Below are 20,257 nucleotides of genomic sequence, written 5' to 3' on the forward strand. Positions count from 1 at the left end.
GCCCTTTCTCGGCATGGCTCACCGTGCCTCCTGCTCCAACAGCGATAGCAGGTGGTCGTACGCCAGGTTCTCGGCAAACTGTTTCAAAATCGCTCCTGTAGCGGCATCTTGGCTGCCGATCTCTTCAACGATCGCCAGGGTGCGGTCGGTGTCCAATTCCAGGACGGCCCTGGCCAGCTCTTCGCGCAACTCGGCCGGCAGGGTGGCCAGCTGCAAGGTGTGCGGTTCGCTTTCGGCTTCGGCGGGTCCTGCCGGAGCATCATTTTGATAGCGGTATTCAATATCGAGGTGTTTTGCCAGGATCTGGAAGATCGTCGGCATCCGATAGGGCTTGCGCACGAATTCATCGCACCCCGCGGCCAGGATCGACTCGCGCTCCTCTTCCATGGCGCTGGCGGTAAGGGCCACGATCCTGACCGTGTCACCGCCCGGCAGCGCACGGATGCGCCGGGTGGCCTCAGGACCGTCCATGACCGGCATGCGCATGTCCATCCAGATAAAATGCGGCGACCACGCCTTGAAAAGCGCCACCGCCGCCTCGCCGTTTTCCGCCTGCCGAACGTCAAAGCCCACCTGCTCGAGAAGCCTGACCAGCAGAAGGCGGCTCTCCTTTTTATCATCGGTCACCAGGATACGCGGGACCGACTGGCCCGCCGCCAATCCGATCACACGGTCCGGCCGCTTCTTGTCCTCGATATCCGCGGCCCGGCCCGGCCGGAGATTGCACGCAAAACGGAAGCAGCTGCCTTGCCCCGGACAGCCGGTAACGGTGATGTCGCCGTCCATCAGGCGGGCATACTCCCGGCTGATGGACAGTCCCAGGCCGGTGCCGCCCTGTGTCTGCCGGCCGGTTTCCGTCTGCTCGAAGGCCTGGAATACTTTTTCCAGTTCATCTTCCAAGATGCCCGGGCCGGTGTCCTCGACCTCCACCACCAGGCGCAGGGTTTCGGCCGCATGGTCTCTGACCGCCACCCGCACGGCAATGCCGCCGCGGTCCGTAAATTTCACGGCATTGCCCAAAAGATTGATCATGATCTGGCGGAACTTGTTGGCGTCCGCGATCACGTAGCGCGGCAGATCATCGGTTTCAGTGAGATCGAAGGTCAGGTGTTTTTCATCGGTTCTGACCTTGAACATGGCGTAAAGGTCTCTGATCATGGCATGAAAATCAAAGGTCCGGGGATCCAGGGTGATCCGTCTGGCCTCGATCTTGGAAATCTCGAGCACATCGTTGATCAGCGCCAGCAGGTGCTCGCCGCTGTGGTTGATCGTGCTCAGATACGCCTGTTGCCCGGCGTGAAGGCCGGGATCGCGCTGCATCAGCTGAGAATAGCCTAAAATGGCGTTAAGGGGGGTACGCAGTTCATGGCTCATGTTGGCCAGAAATTCGCTTTTCGACCGATTGGCGACATCGGCGGCTTCCTTGGCACGGCGCAACTCTTCGGTGGCCCGCTTTTCGGCCGTAATGTCCTCGAGGGTCAACACAACCCCGCCGAATTTGTCAGACATGTCAAGAAATTGTGAAAAGGTAAGGTTATAGTACTGCTCTTCACCCTGCTCCACGATCTTCTTCTCAAAGCTCAGGTGTTTGTCTTTACCGTCGATAAATGCCTTCAGGTCATCTGTCAGGGAGGGGATCAGAGTTTCCAAGGATTTGATGGTCAACCTTTCCGATCCTGGCTGCAGACGATCTTCCATCTGATTTCCTTCCGCGCGTTCTTCGACCGCCTCGCGGTAATAGTAGGCGCCGGGTGACTCCTGGGCCTTGAAGCGCCGGGCTGCGGAATGGTTCAGATTGAGCAAATTGAGATCCTTATCCAGGATGAAGACCATGTAGGGATGGCTCTCGAAAATCGTGAGGTAGCGGTTCTTCTCGTTGGTCATCAGTCGATTTCGGATTTGTAGTTCCTCGATCAGCTTGCTTTGGTCGGATTCAGCCCACTCCACGCATAGGGCGATCTCTACTCGGTCAAAAAAACGTTCGATCAGATTCAGGCAATGCTTCTCAAAAGACGAATCAAATCCGGCATGCCGAATGAGATCCTTATAACTTTGCCGGTAGTATTTTAAAAAGCCGAGAAACATGCCCAGGTTCACGCCGCGTTCCCGGTGGCGGCGGGCATGCATGATACCGAACTCGGCAATCGGATCATCGGCAAATTTGTCATCCGGATGCAACTCCAAATCAGGATGACGCTCTCCAGTGGCTTCCAAAAGCGTTTTGGAAAGTCCGGAAATGGAAGCCCTCCAAGCTTCCCGAAGGGTTGCCGTATACTTCACATATCCACGCGCATGGGCGTACATATGAATTCTATCTATGAGCCATTCTTCATTCTCGGCAATAAATTTGCGAAAAGATGATATATTCATGCGATCCCTCCTTATCGATCACATCGTTAGTCGATTGTCTTGCGCTACATCATTGTTTACACAAATGATGCCAAATTAAAAAACAACAACAAATCCAATGCGGTGACCCTGAATGCGGCGCGATGGCTGATGAAATCATTGGGGGTGTGTCTATCATTTCGGCAGGATATATGTAGGCCATCTGTTATTATAGGAGATGTCCCGGACCGGTGTTCTCGACGGCCGCCACCAGGCGCAATTCCCCGGCGCCTCGGTGGTGGCGATGATTTGACGTATTTCGTCAATGAAAGATCGATGCTTTGTGACAATTCGGATTCCATCCGTTCAAAACAGCTCCGCACGCCTCCATTTATCGCCGCCGGCTAACAAATGGCTAACGATGACGTGATACATTCTTCGATCAACGCGCGTGCCGGTCCAGTTCCCAAAACGCGTCAACCGAAAAATTCAAATCACGGATGGAAATGATTTCCCATGCATGAAGAAACCGGCGATTGCCAGGCAAACCCCCTCCAGCAGGTCGATCAACTATACTCACAACTGGTCGCCCATTACGGTGATGTGGAAAATGCCAGGATCCGGGCGGCTTCCAAACTGCTCATCGTGGCATTGGAAAAATTCAAATGTCACGGCGGTCCGGATTGGCTCCGTCTGATCAATGAATATCTGGCTCTGGCTGTTGAAGACCCTGGCAAATTCGATCGCATCATCCGATATCAACGCAATTCCGGAAAACCGCGGACATCGCCACCCAAGCGATCTGCCGCGAAGCCGTGACACGGCGCTTCCCCCATCAGCAGGGTGGGCGTCGTTCCGAATCGATAAGGCTGGCGGAAAGAAATAATTCCACCAGCCTAATTATGCAGAGCCGTTTCTTTTTCTTCCCACGGCTCATCATTTCTTAACAATCCAGGTGTACGCATACGGGTCTTGAAAGGCCTCCCATCGCTGGACCGATGACAGTCGCGTTTTGCACCATCGCCACGAGAACGCCTTACCCACCCTTAGCGAGGAGATGAACATGAAATTCAAAACCCTTCTACCGTGCCTGATCTGTTTTGCTGCCATTGCCCTGATCGCCGTCCAACCCGCCATGGCCGAAATCAACATCGTCGGTTCGGGTGCCAGCTTTCCGGCCCCGATTTATACCACCTGGTTCAAAGCCTTCAGCCGCGCCAACAAGGATATTCAGATCAACTATCAATCCAAGGGATCCGGCGCCGGCATCCGTGATTTTCAAAATGGCGTCGTCGATTTCGCCGCCAGCGATGCCGCCATGACCGATGAGGAGATGGCGCCCGTCACCCGCGGCGTCCAACTGCTGCCCATGACGGCCGGTGAAGTGGTCCTGGCCTACAACCTCGAAGGCGTCAAAGCGCTGAAACTGCCCCGCGACATCTATCCGGCCATCTTTCTGGGTAAGGTCAAGAAGTGGAACGATCCGGCGATCGTCGCCGCCAATCCCGGCGTGAGCTGCCCGATACGGACATCACCGTGGTAAGCCGCGCCGACAGCTCGGGCACCACGTTTGTGTTTACCAAGCACCTTTGTGCGATCTCCCCGGAATTCAAGGATGGCCCCGGCTTCGGCAAAACCATCAACTGGCCGGGCGCCGCCAAAATGGTCAAGGGTCCGAAAAACGATGGGGTTACCGCGCTGATCAAACAGACCCCCGGTGCCATCGGCTACATTGAATACGGCTACGCCCGCATGGCCAACGTCCCCATGGCCAGCCTGCAGAACAAGGACGGCGAATATGTCGCGCCCGGGCTGGCAGGCGGACAGGCGGCACTGGCACATGCCGAAATTCCGGAAAACATGATCGTGTGGCTGCCGGATCCCGCGGGCAAAGATTCCTATCCCATCGCCACCTACACCTGGATGATCTTTTACAAGAAATACGACGATTCCCAAAAAGCCGAGGCGTTGAGAAAAATGGTCGGCTACTGTTTGGACGAAGGCCAGAAGATCGCCGATAAGGCCGGCTATATCCCCCTGCCGGCCAGCGTGGTGGAAAAGGTCCGCAAGGCCTCGATGAACATTCAATAGTCCCTCAATTGAGCCGCTAGCCGGCCACGTGACCCGGGGTGTCGTGCCATCAAGCAGGCGCGGCACCCGCACGTAACGGAGCACGATCGATGACAATCCCCACATTCTCCGATTTTGAAAGCACGGCCCCCCTTTCCAAACCGCCGTCGTCCACCGACATTTTTTTCGATAAAACCTTTCGCGGGCTGACCCATGCCTTCACCCTGGGCACCATCCTGCTTTTGGGATACATCGTCCTTACGATCGGCGGCAAAGCGCTACCGGCCTTCTCCGATTACGGGTTCGGCTTTCTCGCATCCACCACCTGGGACGTGAACGCCGGGCAATTCGGCATCCTGCCCGAAATCTGGGGCACCTTGTACAGTTCCATCCTGGCACTGATCATCGGCGGTTTTTTCGGCATCACCATCGCCATCTTCCTGACCCAGGATTTCCTGCCCTATAAGGTGGAGATGGTGTTGAAAACCATCATCGAACTTCTGGCCGCGATTCCCAGTGTCGTGTATGGCCTGTGGGGGATTTTCTGCCTGATCCCGCTGATCCGCCCGCTGGCCGATTTTCTTCACGAGAGCCTTGGTTTCATTCCCTTCTTTTCCACCAGCCTGAGCGGCCCGGGCCTTTTCCCGGCCGCCCTGGTGCTGGCGATCATGATCCTGCCCACCGTCGCCGCAGTATCCCAGGATGCCTTGCGGGCCATTCCGCATAAAACCAAAGAGGCCGCCTTCGGCATGGGCGCCACCCGCTGGGAGGCCATCTTGCGGGTCATGTTGCCAACGGCCTCGACCGGTATTTTTGGCGCCCTGGTTCTCGGCTTCGGCCGCGCCCTCGGGGAAACCATGGCGCTGGCCATGCTGGTCGGCAATGCCAACCAGATCAGTCTGTCGCTTTTTTCACCGGCCAACACCCTGGCCGCCCTTTTGGCCTTGAACTTTCCCGAGGCCGGCAAACTCGAAACACCGGTGCTCATGTATGCCGCCTGCATCCTCTTGCTGATCACCCTGGTGGTCAACATCGCCGGTTCACTGATCATGGCCAGTACCAGCTCCGGAGTGAAACGATGAACACCCACGCCACCTTGTCAGAAACCATTTCCCTGCCCCATCTCGAGCGGCAACCCATGGAACCGCGGGCGCTCAAATCCATCATCTTGAGCGCCATCACCATTGCCGCCGCAATCACTGCCTGTATCCCGCTTTTCTCCGTTCTGATCATGCTGATCTACCGCGGCGGCAAACGCCTCAGCCTCGAGATCTTCTACGCCCTGCCGCCCACGGCCTTCGAGATGGGCGGCGGCTTCGGTAATGCCATTTTGGGGACGCTGTTCATGGTCGGCCTGGCCTCGCTGATCAGCGTCCTTCGGGGTTCTGGCCGCCATCTATCTGGCCGAGTTGGGCACTTACAGCCGCGTGTCGCAAATCGCCCGGTTTTGCGCCAAAACCATGACCGGCCTGCCATCGATCCTGGCCGGCGTGTTCGCCTATGCCGCCGTGGTGTTGACCATGGGCAGCTATTCCGCCTGGGCCGGCGGCATCGCTCTGTCCCTGTTGATGATTCCCGTGGTCATGCTCACCGCCGAGGAAGCCATCAAGATGGTTCCGCAAGCCATGAAGGATGCGGCCTTGGGCATGGGCTGCACGCCATCCCAGAGCATGGTCAAAGTGGTGCTGCCGGTCGCCATGCCGGGCATCATCACCGGCGTCGTACTGGCCGTCGCCAGGGCCGCCGGCGAGACCGCCCCACTTCTGTTCACCGCGCTTTTCAGCGAATACTGGCTGCAGGTCAACCACCCCACCGCGTCGCTGGCCGTATTGATTTACAACTACTCCGGCATGCCGTTCGAAAACCAGATCGAACTGGCCTGGACCGCCTCCCTGGTCCTCGTCCTGATGGTGCTGGTGCTGAACATCGTCAGCCGCATCATCGGTCGACGGAAACACGTTTAACCCAATCTACCCAATGAAATGAGAACGCTTATGGATACCGCCCCCCTCGCAACCAGCGATGCTCCCATCGACGACATGGCCCCCGGCGATGTCGTGCTCGACTGTCAGGCAGACCAGATCCACTACGGCGACTTTCTAGCCGTTCGCGACAGCCACGTGCCCATCCGCAAAAATCAAATCACCGGTTTCATCGGGCCGTCGGGATGCGGCAAGAGCACGGTACTGAAAAGCATCAACCGCATGAACGACCTCATCCGCGGCTTTCGCTTCAACGGGCAAGTCCACTTTCACGGAATGGATATCTACGACAAAAAGGTGGACCCGGTGTCCGTGCGGCGCAACATCGGCATGGTGTTCCAGCAGCCCAACCCGTTTTCCATGTCCATCTATGAAAACGTCGCCTTCGGGTTGCGGCTCAACCGGTTCAGGGGCAATATCGCCAAAAAGGTGGAGAAGGCCTTGCGCGGCGCCGCCCTTTGGGATGAAGTCAAAAACAAGCTCAAGAACAACGGCCTTTCCCTGTCCGGCGGCCAACAACAGCGTTTGTGTATTGCCCGGGCCATTGCCACCGAGCCCCAGGTCCTGCTCATGGACGAGCCCTGTTCGGCGCTCGACCCCATTGCCACCCGGCAGATCGAGGAACTGATGGTACAGCTCAAGGAAAGGTACACCGTGGCCATCGTCACCCACAACATGCAACAGGCCCAGCGGGTGGCCGATCAGACCGCCTTTTTTGCCGTGGACATTTCCAAGGGCGGGCGTACCGGCTACCTCGTGGAAATGGCGCCGACCGCCCATTTGTTTGAAAACCCGAAGCAAAAATTGACCAAGGAATATCTCCAGGGCGAATTCTCCTGATGTGGAGGCGTTTGGTATGAACAAAGCCTATCTTCTATTTGGCGTCATGGTCTTGATGGTGCTAGCGATCAGTGGCGCATCGACCGGGCTGGCCGCCAACACGGCGATCACCGCCGAAACGGCGGAGCTAGTCGGCGCCGGGGCAACCTTTCCCGCGCCGTTGTATCAGCGCTGGATTCGTGAGTTCGCGCAGGTGTCGGGCGGCTTCCCGATCTTCTACGACGCGGTCGGCAGCGGCGAAGGCATCGATCGCTTCATATCCGGGAACGTCGATTTCGGTGCCAGCGATGCCGCCATGACGGACGCGCAAATGCAACGGGTGGAGCGGGGCGTCAAACTGATTCCGGCGACGGCGGGCATCATCGTCATGGCCTACAACCTTCCCGGCGTGGAATCGTTACACCTCAGCCGCGAGGTATACAGCGACATTTTTTTGGGCAACATCCGCACCTGGCAGGATGCCCGCATTCAAGCCCTGAATCCAGGCGTTCAGCTGCCGGATTTAAACATTGCAACGATTACTCGCAGTGATTCATCCGGCACCACCTGGGCTTTCACCAACCACCTCAATGCAATCAGCGAAACATGGCGCACCACGGCCCGGGGGTCGGGAAAAAAGTCGACTGGCCGGCCAATGCCATGTCGAGCCGCTACAACGAAGGCGTTGCCGCCAGGATCAAAATTTCCCAAGGCAGCATCGGCTACGTCGAATACGGTATCGCCAAACGCTCGGGATTGCCCATGGCCAGCTTGGAAAACCGGATGGGACAGTACGTGAGGCCCAGCGATGCCAGCGGGACCGTCAGCCTGGCCAATACATCCGGCCAGATGCCGTCCAACCTGCGGCTGTTCATTCCCGATCCCGACGGCAAGGACACCTATCCGATCGTTACCTATACCTGGCTGCTCGTTTACCGGTCCTACACGGATCCGATCAAGGCCGAGAAAATCAAGCGCTTCATCGACTGGGGGCTGTCCGAAGGCCAGGCATTCGCTCCGCTATACGGCTATGCCCCCCTGCCCCAGCCCATTGCCGCGCTGGCGAAGGCCGCATTGGCCGACGTACGGTGATCGGTACGGGTCATCGATAGCCGCTGTGCGCCGCCTTTCAACGACAGAGAGAACCGTGAATGCCGTGCCGATTCCGCATAGACACCAACCGGGTCGAACAATCCCTGCGCGCCGTGCAACAGTGCTTCGATCAGATCAACGACACCCTGGCGATGCGCCGGGAAGCCCTACAGGATGATATTCTGAACAATATGCTGGCCGGCTACGGCTACGTTAACATGTTGCTGGAACGGGACATCAACCCCCTGCATCCCAAACAGCTGCACCACTTTCTGGAACTGAACAACATCGTTTTGTGCGGCACCGATCCAAAATCCCGCACGGATTACAGCGGCTATATCGAGACAACGAAAACTCGCTTCTACACTCAAGAGCAGTTTTCCATCGCTCACATCCGCGCCTGGACGGAACGGCATAAGAAGGATACCCCCTGGAAGCGGGCCGCCGGCATCTATATTCTGCAGATCAGCCGGCCGCAGTTGTTCGCGGAAGGCAATCACCGCTCGGGAGCACTCTTGATGAGCTGCATTCTGGTGCGTGCCGGGATGCCGCCCTTCGTGCTCAGCGTGGACAACGCCAAGGCCTATTTCGATCCGTCAAGCCTGGCCAAGGAAACCCATAAGAATTTCTTCGGGTTGTACTACAAGCTGCCAAAGATAAAGAAAAAGTTTTCCCGCTTCCTGGAACGTGAATCAAATGCACGACTGCTGGTGAAATGTTGAGAGAAACACCGTTAAGGAGAAAATCATATGCATGGAGAGAGAATGAAAAAAGAGAGGGACTTTTTCCTGAATCTGCTGGGAGAGGGAAAAGAGATTATCCTCAAAAAGGCGGGTGAGACCATCGTCAATGTCGGCCAGCCGGGAGAATATACTTATCTATTAAAAGCCGGCACGGCCCAAATCGACCTGTTCGGCGGCAAGCACACCGTTGAGATCGGTCCCGGCAACCTGATCGGTCTGATGGGCTCCATCGACGGGCGCGACTACGAAGACACGACCGTGGCCATCACCGATTGCGAGCTGATCCCCATCGACCGGAAACGCGCGGAGTACCTTTTCCGCGAGCACCCCACCTTTGCCTTTCACATCATCAAGGTGCTCATCGACCGCTTCTATTTCGCCCTGGATCTGGCAAAACAATACTGCCAGGCCGGCGTTTCCATTTGAAATGGACATCCCGGCCGCGTTGATCGAAATTTGACATTCTTCGGTTTTATGATAGCGTTATTGCATGCGAATCTCAAAATGGCTTTTTTGGATTGCATGTCTGTCCGCTTCGGCGGTTGTCATTCTGGGTTTCCCGCTCTCCGCCGATAGGACCTGGAGCGCGTCATCCCCAACGCTCCCGTCGCCAGGGTCGACGATGGCATCGGACCGTGTTGTTCCTTCCCGGTCGCCCAAATACATCGCCGTGCGCATGAAACAGCCGCTCGACACCCTGATTGCCGGCGAGTCCGGCAGTTTCGAACTGGAAGCCCGGCTGACGACGGCAGAAACCGCTCCCGGAAAACCCATGCGATGGGATCGGGAAACAACGGCACCGCTGGTCATCTATATGGCCGCACCGGAAGCCAGCGGGATTGCCTTTATCGACAGGGTCCACCCGGACAGACCCTATCGCCATATTCTGATCAAATTCGACTGTCCCCCCGGATCCGATTCAAAGCCCCTGGTGGCAACGGTGGCGTACATCGTCAATGCGAGATCGCATGCCGGCAGCCACTCCTTTTGGATGGACATCTACGGCCAACTGGTTGGCGCGGACGGCATCCGGGTCCAAGATGCAGGCGTTTTCCGCCTGCCCTTTGACGTCGACACCCATCTCAAGACCAAAGTGTTGATGTTGACGATCATCGCGGTTGCCGTTTTTCTCTTTATCGTTGAGTGGGTTCGTGTGGATGTGGTCGCCATCGCAATGATGGTGCTGCTCCCCGAATTGGGGCTGCTGAATGCACAGGACACATTCAAAGGACTCAGCAGCAATGCCGTCGTGGCCATCATCGGGGTGATGATCATCAGCTACGGGTTGAACCGGGCCGGCCTGGTCAATCGGATCCTCCAGCCGCTGCTGAAAACCGTCGGCAAGAGCCCGCGACGGTTGACGGTCATTTTCTCCAGCCTGATCGCCGTGATCTCCAGCGTGATGCAGAATACCGGTGCCGCCGTGCTTTTTCTGCCCGCCATCCGGCTGGTGACCTCCTACCGGTTGAAAATCCCGATCTCACGCGTGCTCATGCCCATCGGCATGTCGGCCATCCTGGGCGGCACCCTGACCATGATCGGCACCAGCCCGCTGATTCTGCTGAATGACATTCTTCCGGCGGGGATGCCCAAATTCGCTTTTCTCGAACTGACGCCCATCGGTCTCGCCCTGGTCGTCGGTGGCATCACCTATCTCGCAACGGTCGGCTTGACGCTGCTCGCCAGGCGACAAGAGAAATCTTCCGGCTGCAAAAGCAGGTCCGTCGACGACACCGGCGAAGGAATCCTCGACGCCTATCCGTTGATCAAGGGACCCTTCGAAATCCATGTTCCGGAAGACTTCCGTCCGGCCAGTCTCCCACTGACCGTCACCCAAATCCGGCGGCATTATCTGGTGAACATCGTCGCCTCGGCCAAAACCGACGGCACCTGCAAAGTCGCCCCACTGCCCGATATGACAATTCAACCGGGTCACAGCCTGTGCGTCTACGGTCCTGAAAAAGCCGTCGCACGCTTCGTGAAGGCATACGGGCTGGAACTGAAAGAAGGGCCTGAATATTTCAAGAACAATATGTTCAACCCGTCCTTGGCAGGCATCGTCGAAGGTGTGGTATCGCCCCGCTCCAGTCTCATTGGGCAAACCATCAAGGGAATTGGCTTTCGCGAAACCTTCGGCCTCAACGCCCTCGCCATTCATCAAGCGCATAAAGCCTATTACCGACAGTTGGCCGATCGACCGCTCCAGGCCGGCGACGCGGTGCTGTTGCACGGCACCTGGGAACAACTGCACTCCCTTGAAGACCTGCACCGCAACCTGATCATCATCACGCCATTCGAAGAGGAATTCCACAAGCCCGAAAAATCCGCCTGGGCCGCGATCTGCTTTTTGGTGACCCTGGCTTTGATGATTCTGTCGAGCTTTTACTTCCAAAGCCAGCCGTACAATCCGATCCCATTGTCGGTCTGTCTCATGCTGGGCGCCGTGGGCATGGTTCTCACCCGGGTCATATCCATCAACGAGGCTTACCGCGCGGTGGACTGGCGCACGGTTTTTCTTCTGGGCGGGCTCATCCCCCTGGGAATGGCCATGGGCCAGACCGGTACGGCGGAATGGATCGCCAGGGGCATCGTCGCCGGTCTCGGCCCCTTGATGAGCCCCCTGCTGCTGCTGGTCCTTCTGGCCACCCTGAGCAGCGGATTCAGCATGGTCATTTCCAATGTGGGGGCCTGCACCTTGCTGATACCCTTGGGACTCTCCATGGCCAACCAGGTCGGTGTCGACCCCCGCGTGGCCGCCATTGTCGTGGGCCTCGGGGTATCAAACGCATTCATCCTGCCGACCCACCAGGTCAACGCCCTATACATGGGGCCCGGTGACTACCAAACCCGGGATTACATCCGGGTCGGAAGCGGGTTGCCGTCATCTATATCGCCATCCTGGTTACGATGAGTTATCTCTTCTACCTGAAATGAACCAGCCAAAACCGCCTGAGCTTGCCGGCCAGATGAGCAAAAACACGCAGATTGGCAGCGCCTGGGCAATCGAAAAAAACAGATCATGATTCTCAATTTTTATCATGACATCCGCCTCTGATGACGAACCGGGTACGGCGCGGTCGCCACACCGGTGACCGCGCCAGAACCTTTTCGAAAAGATAACCGCACCGCGTCAGACAGCTCCATCCTCATCGTGTGATTCGTCTTCTTTTCCGAAATCGCGGTCTTCTTCATCCTTTTTGTCCCGCTCCGTGGCCAGCACCTTGCCCGACCCGGCATCCACCTTCACCTCCATGATGGATTTGTCCGCGGAGACCACCTCGACCCCATACACCAGAAAGCCGTTTTCATCCTCAAGCTCGGTCTTCAGCACCTGTCCGTTAACCGCGGCCAAGGCTTTCTGGGTGGCCTGATCCATGGAAATCTTGGCCATGGAAGGAAAATCCGCCTCGGCATGCTTATCGACCCGGATCGTGCCGTTACGGACCTCCGAATTGTCCGCGTCCGCATAACTCAACCCGGCCACGGCGATACCGACGATCAACACACCACTTCCGATTACAGCGATCCATTTCTTTTTCACGAGAATACCTCCTGTTGTTAGGTTTTTCCGGCAGTTCCATCACCAATCGACCAAGCCGACGTCCTGCCGTTTGAGCAGCACCATAAACCACAAACATGAAGGGAACATGAACGATCGAGACAACCTCCGATGACACGATGGGAGTGGATATCCAGTTAGAACTGATCCGCGTAGACGCCATCGACCGGCGCCTTGTCTTTTGTATTTTTGTCGGCTATCTTACCCGGCATATTTCAACTTGGGCAGCTTTTGATCGGTTGATGGTGTCTCGATGGCAGTAATACTGGCGTAGTTCAGTACGGCCTCAATGTAGGCAATCGGCAATATGCTTGGATCCACCGGGGCACCCAGCCGATCGAAAAGGACCTGATAATTCATGAATAATCGGGGGCGTCCCTTCTTGATCTTATTTGACGGAGGAGGCGGAAACCATCTCTCCACCTTTTCGATGGGCGTAAAAAAAGGAGGGGACGGATCAGATTTTTGCTTCCGTGAAATTGTCCGACAGAAATCGGATAGTTCTCGTTTTCATAGGGTTTGTACATGGAAACAAAATGATGGACCGGGCTTAAGGCGTTGGCAACGAATACTTTTCTATACTGCTCCTTCTGCGGATATTTGCGTCCGACCATAAAATTGAGCAGGGCCTCGATCATCGGTAGGGTTAAATACTCCACCCCCACCGGAAACCCGACCTTGTCGAAAAGCGACTGGGCCCGTTCACGGTATTGGTAATATTCTTGCAGAAAAAGCCTTCTTCTCTTGGGCAGCGGAGGTCGTATTTTTGGGTGGCAGTCGTAATGTTTCAGAAAATGGAGGATCTTTTCCTTCATTTCCTTTTTAAGACCGGACAGACTGAGCGGAAAATAGTCACGGCAGGCGTATTCGGAAAGCACGGCCAGCGTGAATCGTTCCCCGGTCGGCCGCGGGCGCCTTGGAGCACTAAAATTATTTTCATAAAATTCGTCGTCTGGATTCCTTATTCCGGCCAGGAAATTTGCGACCACTTCCGTTTGCGGCACATTGAGATCCCGTACCGACACAATACAGCCGACCGCCTGAAAAAACCGCTGCATGCGCCGCATGTAAGCATCGTAGAGATCCCCCCGGGGTTTCGGCATACTCGGCGTTGGGGGTCTGGGAATGACGTTGCGATTGTCGTAACCGGCATGTAATCGAATCAGCTCGCACAGCGTCTTTTTCGACGCTTTGGTGAAGCTGGGGCGGAAATAGCGATCGTTTCTGTATTCCCTGAAAAGCGATTTGACGTGGTTTGCCAGTTGACCGTGGGTAGGCATGGGATTGATCGTGTTTCTATCCGTTAACCTGTTTTAAAGCCGTTGCATTGCCGAACACCAAAAGGCGCTTGGGCGGTTTGCCTTCGATCTCCCGGAAGACCCTCGAAAAATAGGAGGCATCGTTAAAGCCGACGGCAAAACTCGCTTCGGTGATGTTGTATCCATTGGCTGCAATCAGCGACTTGGCGGCCTTGATCCGCTGCCGGTTGAGATACTGCTTGAACGACAGGCCCATATGCTGCTTGAACATGCGCGAAAAATGGTATTTGCTCATGGCCGTTTCTTTGGCCACCATTTCCAGGGTAATCTGTTTTTTATAATTGTGGTGGATGTACTGAATTGCTTTTTTCAGAAATGGCAGACGATCGTTCGTGCATCGTTCTTCGCAAACGGCCGGCATGAAGTCCTTGCAGAAAATTTCGTGGCCCCACCTGACCCCCAGGGCCGCCTTGTGATAAAAGTACTCTTTTAAAGGCCGATAGATTTCGATGGTGTCGAGAAAGTTTTCCCTGGACTGCAGCAAACCCATGGAGAATTCCGTACAAATGACGCTGGAGGCGGCATGGACACCGGTGAGAACCGCAACATCGAAAATCAGGTCTCCCCGTTTCAGATATCCGCACAGCAGTTCTTCCCCGTGTTGGTCAACAACCGTCACTTTGGCGCTTCCGGAGAGAATCAAGCATAGATAGTCAACCGGTCGTCCCTGCTCGATGAGAAACGTCCCAGCAAGGAAATCTCTCTGCTCGTAGGTCCGTAAAATTGACGATAGCTGTTCCGGTTCCAACTGGCGATAGGGGTCCAGCGTCGAAAAAAGCCGGTAAATCTCCATGGCACCCGAGTTTCTGGCAGCCACTAGTGGCAAGTGGATGCAGGAATCCGTCCAGGCAAAAAAAAACCCTTCGGACAGGTAATTGTCACGAAGGGTTGCACCCAGCTTCTTGACCCTCGGTATCGGTATGGCTCCGTCATCCCGCGGAAAACCGACGATATATGGCAGGCAGGTCTTCTGACTTCCGGATCAATCTACCTTTCGCCCCTTCCCGCTTTGCTGATCGCAAAACAGTGGTTTCGGCGAAACTCGTCCCCGGTCACAGCGGCGGGACCGCTCCCGATTTTCACGGGATTTCCTATTAAGCCTTTCGGCACCTGGGAAAGCTTTAACGTACTCCAACAGGCTTGTCAATGACTTCTCTGAAAGGCATGGCGGCGACCCTTCAAACGCAAAATAGTGCTATTTTGGGCACATTTTTACATGTTTTCATATCCACATTGATATAGAAATGGTCTTCTAATCCGACTAATCCAGTCTTGTTAAGAGGCATCCGATTCAACCGTGGGAACCCTTTTGCCGTTTAGGCAAAAGCCCCCCGGTTTTACCTCTTGAAAGGTGAACCATGAAAAAACAGATGATGGCTTTCTGGCAAGATGAATCCGGCGTTACCGCAGTTGAGTATGGTCTCATCGCCGGGGTGATGGCCGCTCTCTTGGTGGCGGTGCTGGGGCTGTTCGGCGACAACCTCAAGGAATTGTTCGAGGCCATTTCCGACACGCTTAGCGACGCGACCAAGCAAGTCAAGACCGGGAACGCGAATACGAATCCCTGATGCCGATATTCACCGATCAAGCCGTGAGGCTGGCGTGTTTCACGGTTCTTCTTACAGCCAGTTATACCGATCTTACCCGCCGGATCATTCCCAATGCGCTGATCGTGGCCGGCAGCCTTGGCGGCCTGGCCTACCATTTACTGGCGACCGCATCCCCGGTTCACGGTTTGGTAACGGCTGCCTCGGGGGTGCTGGCCGGCGGCCTGCTGCTGTTTCTGCCCTACTTTTTCTCGTGGACGGGTGCAGGGGATGTAAAGCTCCTCGCCGTATTGGGGGCCTGGCTCGGCCCCGGTGCCGTCATCCTGGTATTTGTATACACGACCTTGGTCGGTGGTCTCATGGCCGCGATCGTAGCGGTTCGTCACGGACGCAGGCTTCACCGGACACGCTGTCCGAGTGGCGCGGCCACGGTCTGGAAGCGGTCCGAGCTGTCGTCACCGGGCCTGCCCTATGCGTTGGCCATGGGCGGTGGTTACCTCCTTTACCTGACTTGGGGGAATCCGTTTTGAAGAACCTTCTCCGGGCGATCGACAATCAAAGGGGGGTTGCCGCCATGGAATTCGCCCTGGTGGCGCCGGTATTGCTGCTCATCGTGTTCGCCACGATCGAATACGGCTGGTACCTGACCAACTGGCTGGTCACGAACAATGCCGTCAGTGAAGGGGCCAGGGCGGCGGTCAAGGCCCGCGAGTGGGAAACCGACACGCAAGCCGCCGAGGACCCGGAAGCATTTGCCCGAACGGCCCTGGCGGAAGCCTTGTGGATCAATAAAAACCTGGATAGCGAATATGTCGAGACGGAAATCCTTCCGGCGGACGCAACCGCGCCCCGACGCATCGAGGTCCGGATCATCGATCTGCCATATCGGTCCCTTACCGGCTACCTGGGGAAGACCATGCTGCCACAGACCCTGGCCGCCAAGGCAGTCATGGTGTTTCCGTAAGCGGGTGATACAGCATTCAAGATTCGGGTTGTGCATAGAAAGCGAACCATTCTGAACGAGGGGATGCAGTGAGAAAAGCACGCGGCATCATCGCCTTGCTTCTGGCATTCAGCCTGGCGGGGATTTGTGCCTACGCCGTTTACGGCTATTTGAGCAAACCCCGTGCAAAACCGGAAGCGGCACCGGTCAAGGCGGAAAATCCCCCGCCGCCCCGCCCGAGAAGACATTCAGTCAGCGGATCGAGCCGGGGATGCGGGCCGTCGCCTTGAGCCTGGATGCCGCCGCCGGCATCCCTCGCGAACTGGTCGCCGGAGACTGGGTGGACGTTTGGCCGTTACCCCGGCTCCCGATCTGCCCGAGGGCCGGATTACGCGGCTGCTGCTGACCGAAGCGCGCATCATGGCCGTGGAAGACGCCCCGCAGGCGGGCGCTCGCAAGGCGCGCGAACGATCCGTGACGCTTACGGCAACACCTGCCGACGCGGCCATTCTGGCCACCGTCGATCCGGCGGCCAAACTGCGGCTGATTCTCCGTAACCCGAACGATGAGGGCCAAGACAAGCTGCCGGCCACGGCATTTGCACCAACCATGGGGATCGGCGCCTTCCGTCCCCAGCCACGGGATCTGGATACATTCATCGCACCGGGGATGCGGGCCTTTACCCTGGAGGTCTCCCCTACCGACGGTGTGGACGGGATCTTCCGGCCCGGGGATCGGGTGGACGTGATCGTCACCTGCCCTTGGGGCAACATCAGCCTCCAGGCTCAGGATAAACCCGGCGAACAGGCCGTACTTCGCGAAACCCACCGGAATTCCCGCATCATGCTGCAGGATATCCGCATCGTCGCCACCAACCGCTCGCTGGCATGGGCCCCGGGTCCCAACCCGACGGCGGGCAGGGTCACCCTCGAAGTCACGCCGGAAGATGCCGAACGGCTGACCGTCCTGGCGGACTCCAAACAAGGCAGGAACATGATCCGGCTCATCAGCCGGAACAGTCGGGATCACCAGCCGATCGTCACCCCGGGGGCCGAACTGATCGACCTTTTGAGCGAACGCAGGCCATATATGCGCGTCGAGATGATCCGCGGCCCCCTGCGAAAAGATCAGACGTTTTACCGTTGAGCGGAGAACTACGGATGTGCACGTCTATCAAACTGAATCGGATAGGGATACTGATCGTCGTTCTCTTGCTCACATGCCCCGGCGTTCTGCATGCGGACCCCTGCAGCAAGAATGATCCGGCCCGTTGCCGCATTGACATCGAGCTACACAAATCGTTGGTCAAACGGACGGAACGTCCCATTACCCGGATTTCCATCGCCGACCCGGAAATCGCCGATTATCATCTGGTCACCCCCAGCCAGATCCTGTTGATCACCAAGCAGAAACTCGGCACCACCAATCTGATCGTCTGGTACGATGATGAAACCATCGAGGTGTTCGAAATCCGGGTATTCGTCGCGGGCGATCTGATTCGCACCATCCAGGAGACCCTCCACGCCATTGTTCCGGAGGCTGACATCCATATCCGCCAAGGTCCCGGCGGACTCATGCTTTTCGGTGACGTGGACGGGCCGGAGACCCTGGATACGGTGCTCAAGGTGGTTTCCAGCCATGTGAAGGCTTTTACCAACCTGATCCGGATCCGCGGCTCCCAGCAGGTGCAACTCTCGGTACGCATCGCCGAGGTCTCGCGCAGCGGCCTCAAGCAGATGGGATTGGGATTCCTCACCAACCGGGACTGGTCCATCGGGCTTTTCAATTCCGGCGGTGCCGATGGCTATTCAACGGCCGTTAAGCTGGATGACGTGGCGGCGCGCTATGTGGACTCGACTCTGGAGCTCTCATCGCCCTTTTCCTCGGCCTTCCAGTTGGCGATCCATTCCCTGAACGATGACTTTTTCGGTATTCTCAGTGTGCTCAAGCAGCAAAACCTAGCCCGCCTGCTGGCCAGCCCCACCCTGGTCACCATGAGTGGCCAGGAGGCCAGCTTCCTGGTGGGTGGCGAGTTCCCCGTACCCATGGAGTCGAACGATGGCCAGACCAGCATCGACTACAAGACCTTCGGCATCATGCTGCGCTTCACGCCCATGGTGGTGGCACCGGAAACCATCACCATCCAGGTGGAGCCGGAGATCAGCAATGTGGATTACTCTCTGGCGGTGACCTCCGGCGGGGTCAGCGTCCCCGGACTCAAAACGCGACGGGGCTCCACCACCCTCCAGCTCAAGGACGGCCAGACCTTCGTCATGGCCGGTCTGCTCCAGGAGGATTTGTCCACCGTCAGCAGCAAAATCCCTTTCCTCGGTGATATCCCCTACCTGGGCAGTCTGTTCACCAGTAAAGAATTCGAAAAAAAGGAAACCGAACTGATGATCATCGTCACCCCGCGCCTGGTGAGGCCCTCAACCCGGACGAAGTTCCCCGGCTGCCGGGAGAAGGAGAGATGGGCGTGGTCGGCGACGCGGATTTTTTTCTTAAGAACCGGACCGCGGTGAAGCCGGATGACGGTCGGCAACCTGCCAAAGCGACTGAAACCACAGCCGGCCAGGCAGCGACGGCACCCGAGATGATCGGAGGCAGCGGATTTGCCAAGTAACACCCCCATACCGCCGCCGGAGGCCAATGGCCGCATCAGCGGCCTGGTGTATACCCGGGATGAAACCCTGGCTCAGGATATCGAACGGGCGGTTCAACCGATCTGCCGCATCGAAGCCGCCATCGCGTCGATCCAGGAGATGCTCCAATCCCTTGAGCATAACGATGCCAAAATCTGTTTCGTGCATATCACGGGTGACCAAATCGACGACGGCATGGCCCTGGTCCGTCAGCTGCGCCGGTCCCGTCCCGGTCTCGGCGTCTTCATCGTGGCCGATCGCAAGGATCCCGACCTGATCCTCCAGGGCCTGCGGCTGGGTGTCCTGGATGTCATCATTCCCGGCACGGACGGTGGCGACGGTTTCCTCTCGGCGTTGCAACACGCCCTGGGCCGCCAGGCCACCGAAGGCCGCAATGGTTTCGTCTACGCGCTCTTCAGCCTCAAGGGTGGCCAGGGGGTCACCACTCTGAGTGTCAACCTGGCCGACCAGATCCAGCTGTTGACCGGCGGCCGCGTCCTTTTGCTGGATCTCAACCTCTATCTGGGTGATGTGGGCGCCTGGTCAACATCCATCCCGACGTCACTCCCTTCGATCTGATCCGGGACTGGCGCGCATGGACGAAAACCTGCTTTTCTCCTCCCTGCATCGTCACGCCAGGGGGTTTTATATCCTGCCCTCACCGGCGGTGATCAGCGATGCCGAAAGGATCCACCGGGACCAGATCAGTGCCATGATCAAGCTTCTCAAGCGCTATTTTTCCCACATCGTCGTTGATCTGCCCCATGATTTTTCCGAACGGACCCTGGCGGCCGCGGAGGCGTCGGACCGCCTGATGCTCCTGGTGGAGCCCGACCTGGTATCGGTCAAGAGCGCCCAGCAGGTGCTCAATTTCTTTCAGGAGCTGAATTACGGGGACGACCGCATGGCCTTTTTGCTCAACCGCTTGACCAAAAGCAGTGTTCTGCAACCGGAGGACGTGGAAATGGTGCTCAAGCAACCCCTTCTGGCCACGGTGGCCAATGACTGGCCGGCCCTGACCCGCGCCGCCCGCAAAGGCGAACCGTTGGGCGTCGCCCATCAACGCCGTCGAATTACCCACGATCTGTATGCGCTGGCTGCCCGGCTCCTGGGGATGACGCCGCCCGCAGCGCGAACGGGTTGGTTTCACTGGATAATAAACGGTAATCGATGAACGATCTTGGCGGAATCAACAAATTGAACCAACAAACCC

At 57.2% G+C, this 20,257-nt stretch carries 26 protein-coding genes and 1 riboswitch; of the genes, 19 read left to right on the forward strand and 7 right to left on the reverse strand.

What is annotated here, in order from left to right:
* Nucleotides 1–18: 18 nt before the first annotated feature.
* Nucleotides 19–2,370: an ATP-binding protein gene (locus JCM12296_RS02000; protein ID WP_054689253.1), complete on the reverse strand. Its 2,352-nt coding sequence runs from the start codon at nt 2,368–2,370 to the stop codon at nt 19–21.
* Between the two features lie 474 nt (nt 2,371–2,844).
* On the opposite strand from JCM12296_RS02000, the gene JCM12296_RS02005 reads away from it, so the two are divergent.
* The 4 genes from JCM12296_RS02005 to pstC all read left to right on the forward strand — a co-directional run bounded on the left by JCM12296_RS02005 (nt 2,845) and on the right by pstC (nt 5,480).
* Complete coding sequence (locus JCM12296_RS02005) at nt 2,845–3,147, forward strand: hypothetical protein (RefSeq protein ID WP_054689255.1); 303 nt, start codon at nt 2,845–2,847, stop codon at nt 3,145–3,147.
* 244 nt (nt 3,148–3,391) lie between these two features.
* Entirely contained in the window at nt 3,392–3,871 is a 480-nt protein-coding gene (locus JCM12296_RS46940; protein ID WP_281491902.1) for a phosphate ABC transporter substrate-binding protein PstS, read from the forward strand.
* On the forward strand, nt 3,802–4,419 hold the full coding sequence (gene pstS / locus JCM12296_RS46945; RefSeq protein WP_281491903.1) for a phosphate ABC transporter substrate-binding protein PstS: 618 nt from the start codon (nt 3,802–3,804) through the stop codon (nt 4,417–4,419). Before JCM12296_RS46940 ends, pstS begins: the two co-directional genes overlap by 70 nt.
* Nucleotides 4,420–4,508: 89 nt before the next feature.
* Nucleotides 4,509–5,480 carry a phosphate ABC transporter permease subunit PstC gene (pstC, locus tag JCM12296_RS02015; protein WP_054689257.1) on the forward strand — a complete coding sequence of 324 codons (972 nt, stop codon included), beginning with the start codon at nt 4,509–4,511 and terminating at the stop codon, nt 5,478–5,480.
* 17 nt (nt 5,481–5,497) lie between these two features.
* Here pstC and JCM12296_RS43230 read toward each other — a convergent pair whose 3' ends face one another.
* Nucleotides 5,498–5,794 carry a hypothetical protein gene (locus tag JCM12296_RS43230; protein WP_246803918.1) on the reverse strand — a complete coding sequence of 99 codons (297 nt, stop codon included), beginning with the start codon at nt 5,792–5,794 and terminating at the stop codon, nt 5,498–5,500.
* 31 nt (nt 5,795–5,825) lie between these two features.
* Here JCM12296_RS43230 and JCM12296_RS43235 point away from each other — a divergent pair, with 31 nt between their 5' ends.
* The 7 genes from JCM12296_RS43235 (at nt 5,826) to JCM12296_RS02050 (ending at nt 11,945) form a co-directional block, all read left to right on the forward strand.
* Nucleotides 5,826–6,362: a PstA family ABC transporter permease gene (locus JCM12296_RS43235; protein ID WP_246803919.1), complete on the forward strand. Its 537-nt coding sequence runs from the start codon at nt 5,826–5,828 to the stop codon at nt 6,360–6,362.
* A 30-nt stretch (nt 6,363–6,392) separates the two neighbouring features.
* Complete coding sequence (gene pstB, locus JCM12296_RS02025; protein WP_054689259.1) at nt 6,393–7,220, forward strand: phosphate ABC transporter ATP-binding protein PstB; 828 nt, start codon at nt 6,393–6,395, stop codon at nt 7,218–7,220.
* Nucleotides 7,221–7,236: 16 nt separating this feature from the next.
* On the forward strand, nt 7,237–7,998 hold the full coding sequence (locus JCM12296_RS46950; protein ID WP_157067299.1) for a phosphate ABC transporter substrate-binding protein PstS: 762 nt from the start codon (nt 7,237–7,239) through the stop codon (nt 7,996–7,998).
* Nucleotides 7,896–8,291: a type 2 periplasmic-binding domain-containing protein gene (locus tag JCM12296_RS46955; RefSeq protein ID WP_281491904.1), complete on the forward strand. Its 396-nt coding sequence runs from the start codon at nt 7,896–7,898 to the stop codon at nt 8,289–8,291. Before JCM12296_RS46950 ends, JCM12296_RS46955 begins: the two co-directional genes overlap by 103 nt.
* A 59-nt stretch (nt 8,292–8,350) precedes the next feature.
* Nucleotides 8,351–9,013 (forward strand): hypothetical protein, encoded by a 663-nt coding sequence (locus JCM12296_RS02040; protein WP_054689263.1) that lies wholly within the window; start codon nt 8,351–8,353, stop codon nt 9,011–9,013.
* Between the two features lie 42 nt (nt 9,014–9,055).
* Nucleotides 9,056–9,460 carry a Crp/Fnr family transcriptional regulator gene (locus JCM12296_RS02045; RefSeq protein WP_054689265.1) on the forward strand — a complete coding sequence of 135 codons (405 nt, stop codon included), beginning with the start codon at nt 9,056–9,058 and terminating at the stop codon, nt 9,458–9,460.
* Between the two features lie 196 nt (nt 9,461–9,656).
* Nucleotides 9,657–11,945: an SLC13 family permease gene (locus JCM12296_RS02050; RefSeq protein WP_054689267.1), complete on the forward strand. Its 2,289-nt coding sequence runs from the start codon at nt 9,657–9,659 to the stop codon at nt 11,943–11,945.
* Here JCM12296_RS02050 and JCM12296_RS37735 read toward each other — a convergent pair.
* The 5 genes from JCM12296_RS37735 to JCM12296_RS37745 all read right to left on the reverse strand — a co-directional run bounded on the left by JCM12296_RS37735 (nt 11,937) and on the right by JCM12296_RS37745 (nt 14,705).
* Nucleotides 11,937–12,074: a hypothetical protein gene (locus tag JCM12296_RS37735; protein ID WP_157067300.1), complete on the reverse strand. Its 138-nt coding sequence runs from the start codon at nt 12,072–12,074 to the stop codon at nt 11,937–11,939. The genes JCM12296_RS02050 and JCM12296_RS37735 overlap by 9 nt on opposite strands.
* Before the next feature lie 90 nt (nt 12,075–12,164).
* Nucleotides 12,165–12,575, reverse strand: coding sequence for a PepSY domain-containing protein (locus tag JCM12296_RS02055; protein ID WP_054689269.1), 411 nt, complete (start codon nt 12,573–12,575; stop codon nt 12,165–12,167).
* A gap of 219 nt (nt 12,576–12,794) precedes the next feature.
* Entirely contained in the window at nt 12,795–12,953 is a 159-nt protein-coding gene (locus JCM12296_RS37740) for a hypothetical protein (RefSeq protein ID WP_157067302.1), read from the reverse strand.
* The gene (locus JCM12296_RS02060; RefSeq protein WP_054689271.1) at nt 12,950–13,873 is read right to left on the reverse strand and encodes a hypothetical protein; all 924 of its coding nucleotides are present in this window, start codon (nt 13,871–13,873) and stop codon (nt 12,950–12,952) included. The genes JCM12296_RS37740 and JCM12296_RS02060 overlap by 4 nt, the downstream gene beginning before the upstream one ends.
* A gap of 16 nt (nt 13,874–13,889) precedes the next feature.
* On the reverse strand, nt 13,890–14,705 hold the full coding sequence (locus JCM12296_RS37745) for a helix-turn-helix transcriptional regulator (RefSeq protein WP_157067303.1): 816 nt from the start codon (nt 14,703–14,705) through the stop codon (nt 13,890–13,892).
* A 150-nt stretch (nt 14,706–14,855) separates the two neighbouring features.
* A riboswitch (cobalamin riboswitch) is annotated at nt 14,856–15,041 on the reverse strand.
* A gap of 229 nt (nt 15,042–15,270) precedes the next feature.
* Here JCM12296_RS37745 and JCM12296_RS02070 point away from each other — a divergent pair.
* The 8 genes from JCM12296_RS02070 to JCM12296_RS02105 all read left to right on the forward strand — a co-directional run bounded on the left by JCM12296_RS02070 (nt 15,271) and on the right by JCM12296_RS02105 (nt 20,218).
* On the forward strand, nt 15,271–15,480 hold the full coding sequence (locus tag JCM12296_RS02070) for a Flp family type IVb pilin (protein WP_054689275.1): 210 nt from the start codon (nt 15,271–15,273) through the stop codon (nt 15,478–15,480).
* A complete protein-coding gene (locus JCM12296_RS02075) occupies nt 15,480–15,989 on the forward strand; it encodes an A24 family peptidase (RefSeq protein WP_054689278.1) in 510 nt (169 codons plus the stop codon). The genes JCM12296_RS02070 and JCM12296_RS02075 overlap by 1 nt, the downstream gene beginning before the upstream one ends.
* The gene (locus tag JCM12296_RS02080) at nt 15,986–16,423 is read left to right on the forward strand and encodes a TadE/TadG family type IV pilus assembly protein (protein ID WP_157067304.1); all 438 of its coding nucleotides are present in this window, start codon (nt 15,986–15,988) and stop codon (nt 16,421–16,423) included. The genes JCM12296_RS02075 and JCM12296_RS02080 overlap by 4 nt, the downstream gene beginning before the upstream one ends.
* A 68-nt stretch (nt 16,424–16,491) precedes the next feature.
* Entirely contained in the window at nt 16,492–16,692 is a 201-nt protein-coding gene (locus JCM12296_RS02085) for a hypothetical protein (RefSeq protein ID WP_054689281.1), read from the forward strand.
* 58 nt (nt 16,693–16,750) lie between these two features.
* Nucleotides 16,751–17,548: a Flp pilus assembly protein CpaB gene (gene cpaB, locus JCM12296_RS02090; protein WP_054689282.1), complete on the forward strand. Its 798-nt coding sequence runs from the start codon at nt 16,751–16,753 to the stop codon at nt 17,546–17,548.
* 14 nt (nt 17,549–17,562) lie between these two features.
* The gene (locus tag JCM12296_RS02095; protein ID WP_054689284.1) at nt 17,563–18,924 is read left to right on the forward strand and encodes a type II and III secretion system protein family protein; all 1,362 of its coding nucleotides are present in this window, start codon (nt 17,563–17,565) and stop codon (nt 18,922–18,924) included.
* 90 nt (nt 18,925–19,014) lie between these two features.
* Entirely contained in the window at nt 19,015–19,623 is a 609-nt protein-coding gene (locus JCM12296_RS02100; protein ID WP_054689286.1) for a CpaE/TadZ family protein, read from the forward strand.
* Between the two features lie 16 nt (nt 19,624–19,639).
* Entirely contained in the window at nt 19,640–20,218 is a 579-nt protein-coding gene (locus JCM12296_RS02105) for a CpaE/TadZ family protein (RefSeq protein ID WP_054689288.1), read from the forward strand.
* Nucleotides 20,219–20,257: the final 39 nt, after the last annotated feature.

The organism is Desulfosarcina cetonica JCM 12296 (genome assembly GCF_001311845.1).
GTDB classification, from domain to species: domain Bacteria; phylum Desulfobacterota; class Desulfobacteria; order Desulfobacterales; family Desulfosarcinaceae; genus Desulfosarcina; species Desulfosarcina cetonica.

Excerpts from the sequence above, each read along its gene's own strand:
- pstC (WP_054689257.1), top strand. The coding sequence starts at position 4,509 with ATGACAATCCCCACATTCTCCGATTTTGAAAGCACGGCCCCCCTTTCC.
- JCM12296_RS02075 (WP_054689278.1), top strand. The coding sequence starts at position 15,480 with ATGCCGATATTCACCGATCAAGCCGTGAGGCTGGCGTGTTTCACGGTT.
- JCM12296_RS02095 (WP_054689284.1), top strand. The coding sequence starts at position 17,563 with ATGTGCACGTCTATCAAACTGAATCGGATAGGGATACTGATCGTCGTT.
- JCM12296_RS02105 (WP_054689288.1), top strand. The coding sequence starts at position 19,640 with ATGGACGAAAACCTGCTTTTCTCCTCCCTGCATCGTCACGCCAGGGGG.
- JCM12296_RS02050 (WP_054689267.1), top strand. The coding sequence starts at position 9,657 with ATGGCATCGGACCGTGTTGTTCCTTCCCGGTCGCCCAAATACATCGCC.
- JCM12296_RS37740 (WP_157067302.1), bottom strand. The coding sequence starts at position 12,953 with ATGAATTATCAGGTCCTTTTCGATCGGCTGGGTGCCCCGGTGGATCCA.
- JCM12296_RS02045 (WP_054689265.1), top strand. The coding sequence starts at position 9,056 with ATGAAAAAAGAGAGGGACTTTTTCCTGAATCTGCTGGGAGAGGGAAAA.
- JCM12296_RS37745 (WP_157067303.1), bottom strand. The coding sequence starts at position 14,705 with ATGGAGATTTACCGGCTTTTTTCGACGCTGGACCCCTATCGCCAGTTG.
- pstB (WP_054689259.1), top strand. The coding sequence starts at position 6,393 with ATGGATACCGCCCCCCTCGCAACCAGCGATGCTCCCATCGACGACATG.
- JCM12296_RS02070 (WP_054689275.1), top strand. The coding sequence starts at position 15,271 with ATGAAAAAACAGATGATGGCTTTCTGGCAAGATGAATCCGGCGTTACC.
- JCM12296_RS02040 (WP_054689263.1), top strand. The coding sequence starts at position 8,351 with ATGCCGTGCCGATTCCGCATAGACACCAACCGGGTCGAACAATCCCTG.
- JCM12296_RS02060 (WP_054689271.1), bottom strand. The coding sequence starts at position 13,873 with ATGCCTACCCACGGTCAACTGGCAAACCACGTCAAATCGCTTTTCAGG.
- JCM12296_RS46950 (WP_157067299.1), top strand. The coding sequence starts at position 7,237 with ATGAACAAAGCCTATCTTCTATTTGGCGTCATGGTCTTGATGGTGCTA.
- JCM12296_RS37735 (WP_157067300.1), bottom strand. The coding sequence starts at position 12,074 with ATGATAAAAATTGAGAATCATGATCTGTTTTTTTCGATTGCCCAGGCG.
- JCM12296_RS46940 (WP_281491902.1), top strand. The coding sequence starts at position 3,392 with ATGAAATTCAAAACCCTTCTACCGTGCCTGATCTGTTTTGCTGCCATT.
- JCM12296_RS43230 (WP_246803918.1), bottom strand. The coding sequence starts at position 5,794 with ATGGCGGCCAGAACCCCGAAGGACGCTGATCAGCGAGGCCAGGCCGAC.
- JCM12296_RS02005 (WP_054689255.1), top strand. The coding sequence starts at position 2,845 with ATGCATGAAGAAACCGGCGATTGCCAGGCAAACCCCCTCCAGCAGGTC.
- JCM12296_RS02000 (WP_054689253.1), bottom strand. The coding sequence starts at position 2,370 with ATGAATATATCATCTTTTCGCAAATTTATTGCCGAGAATGAAGAATGG.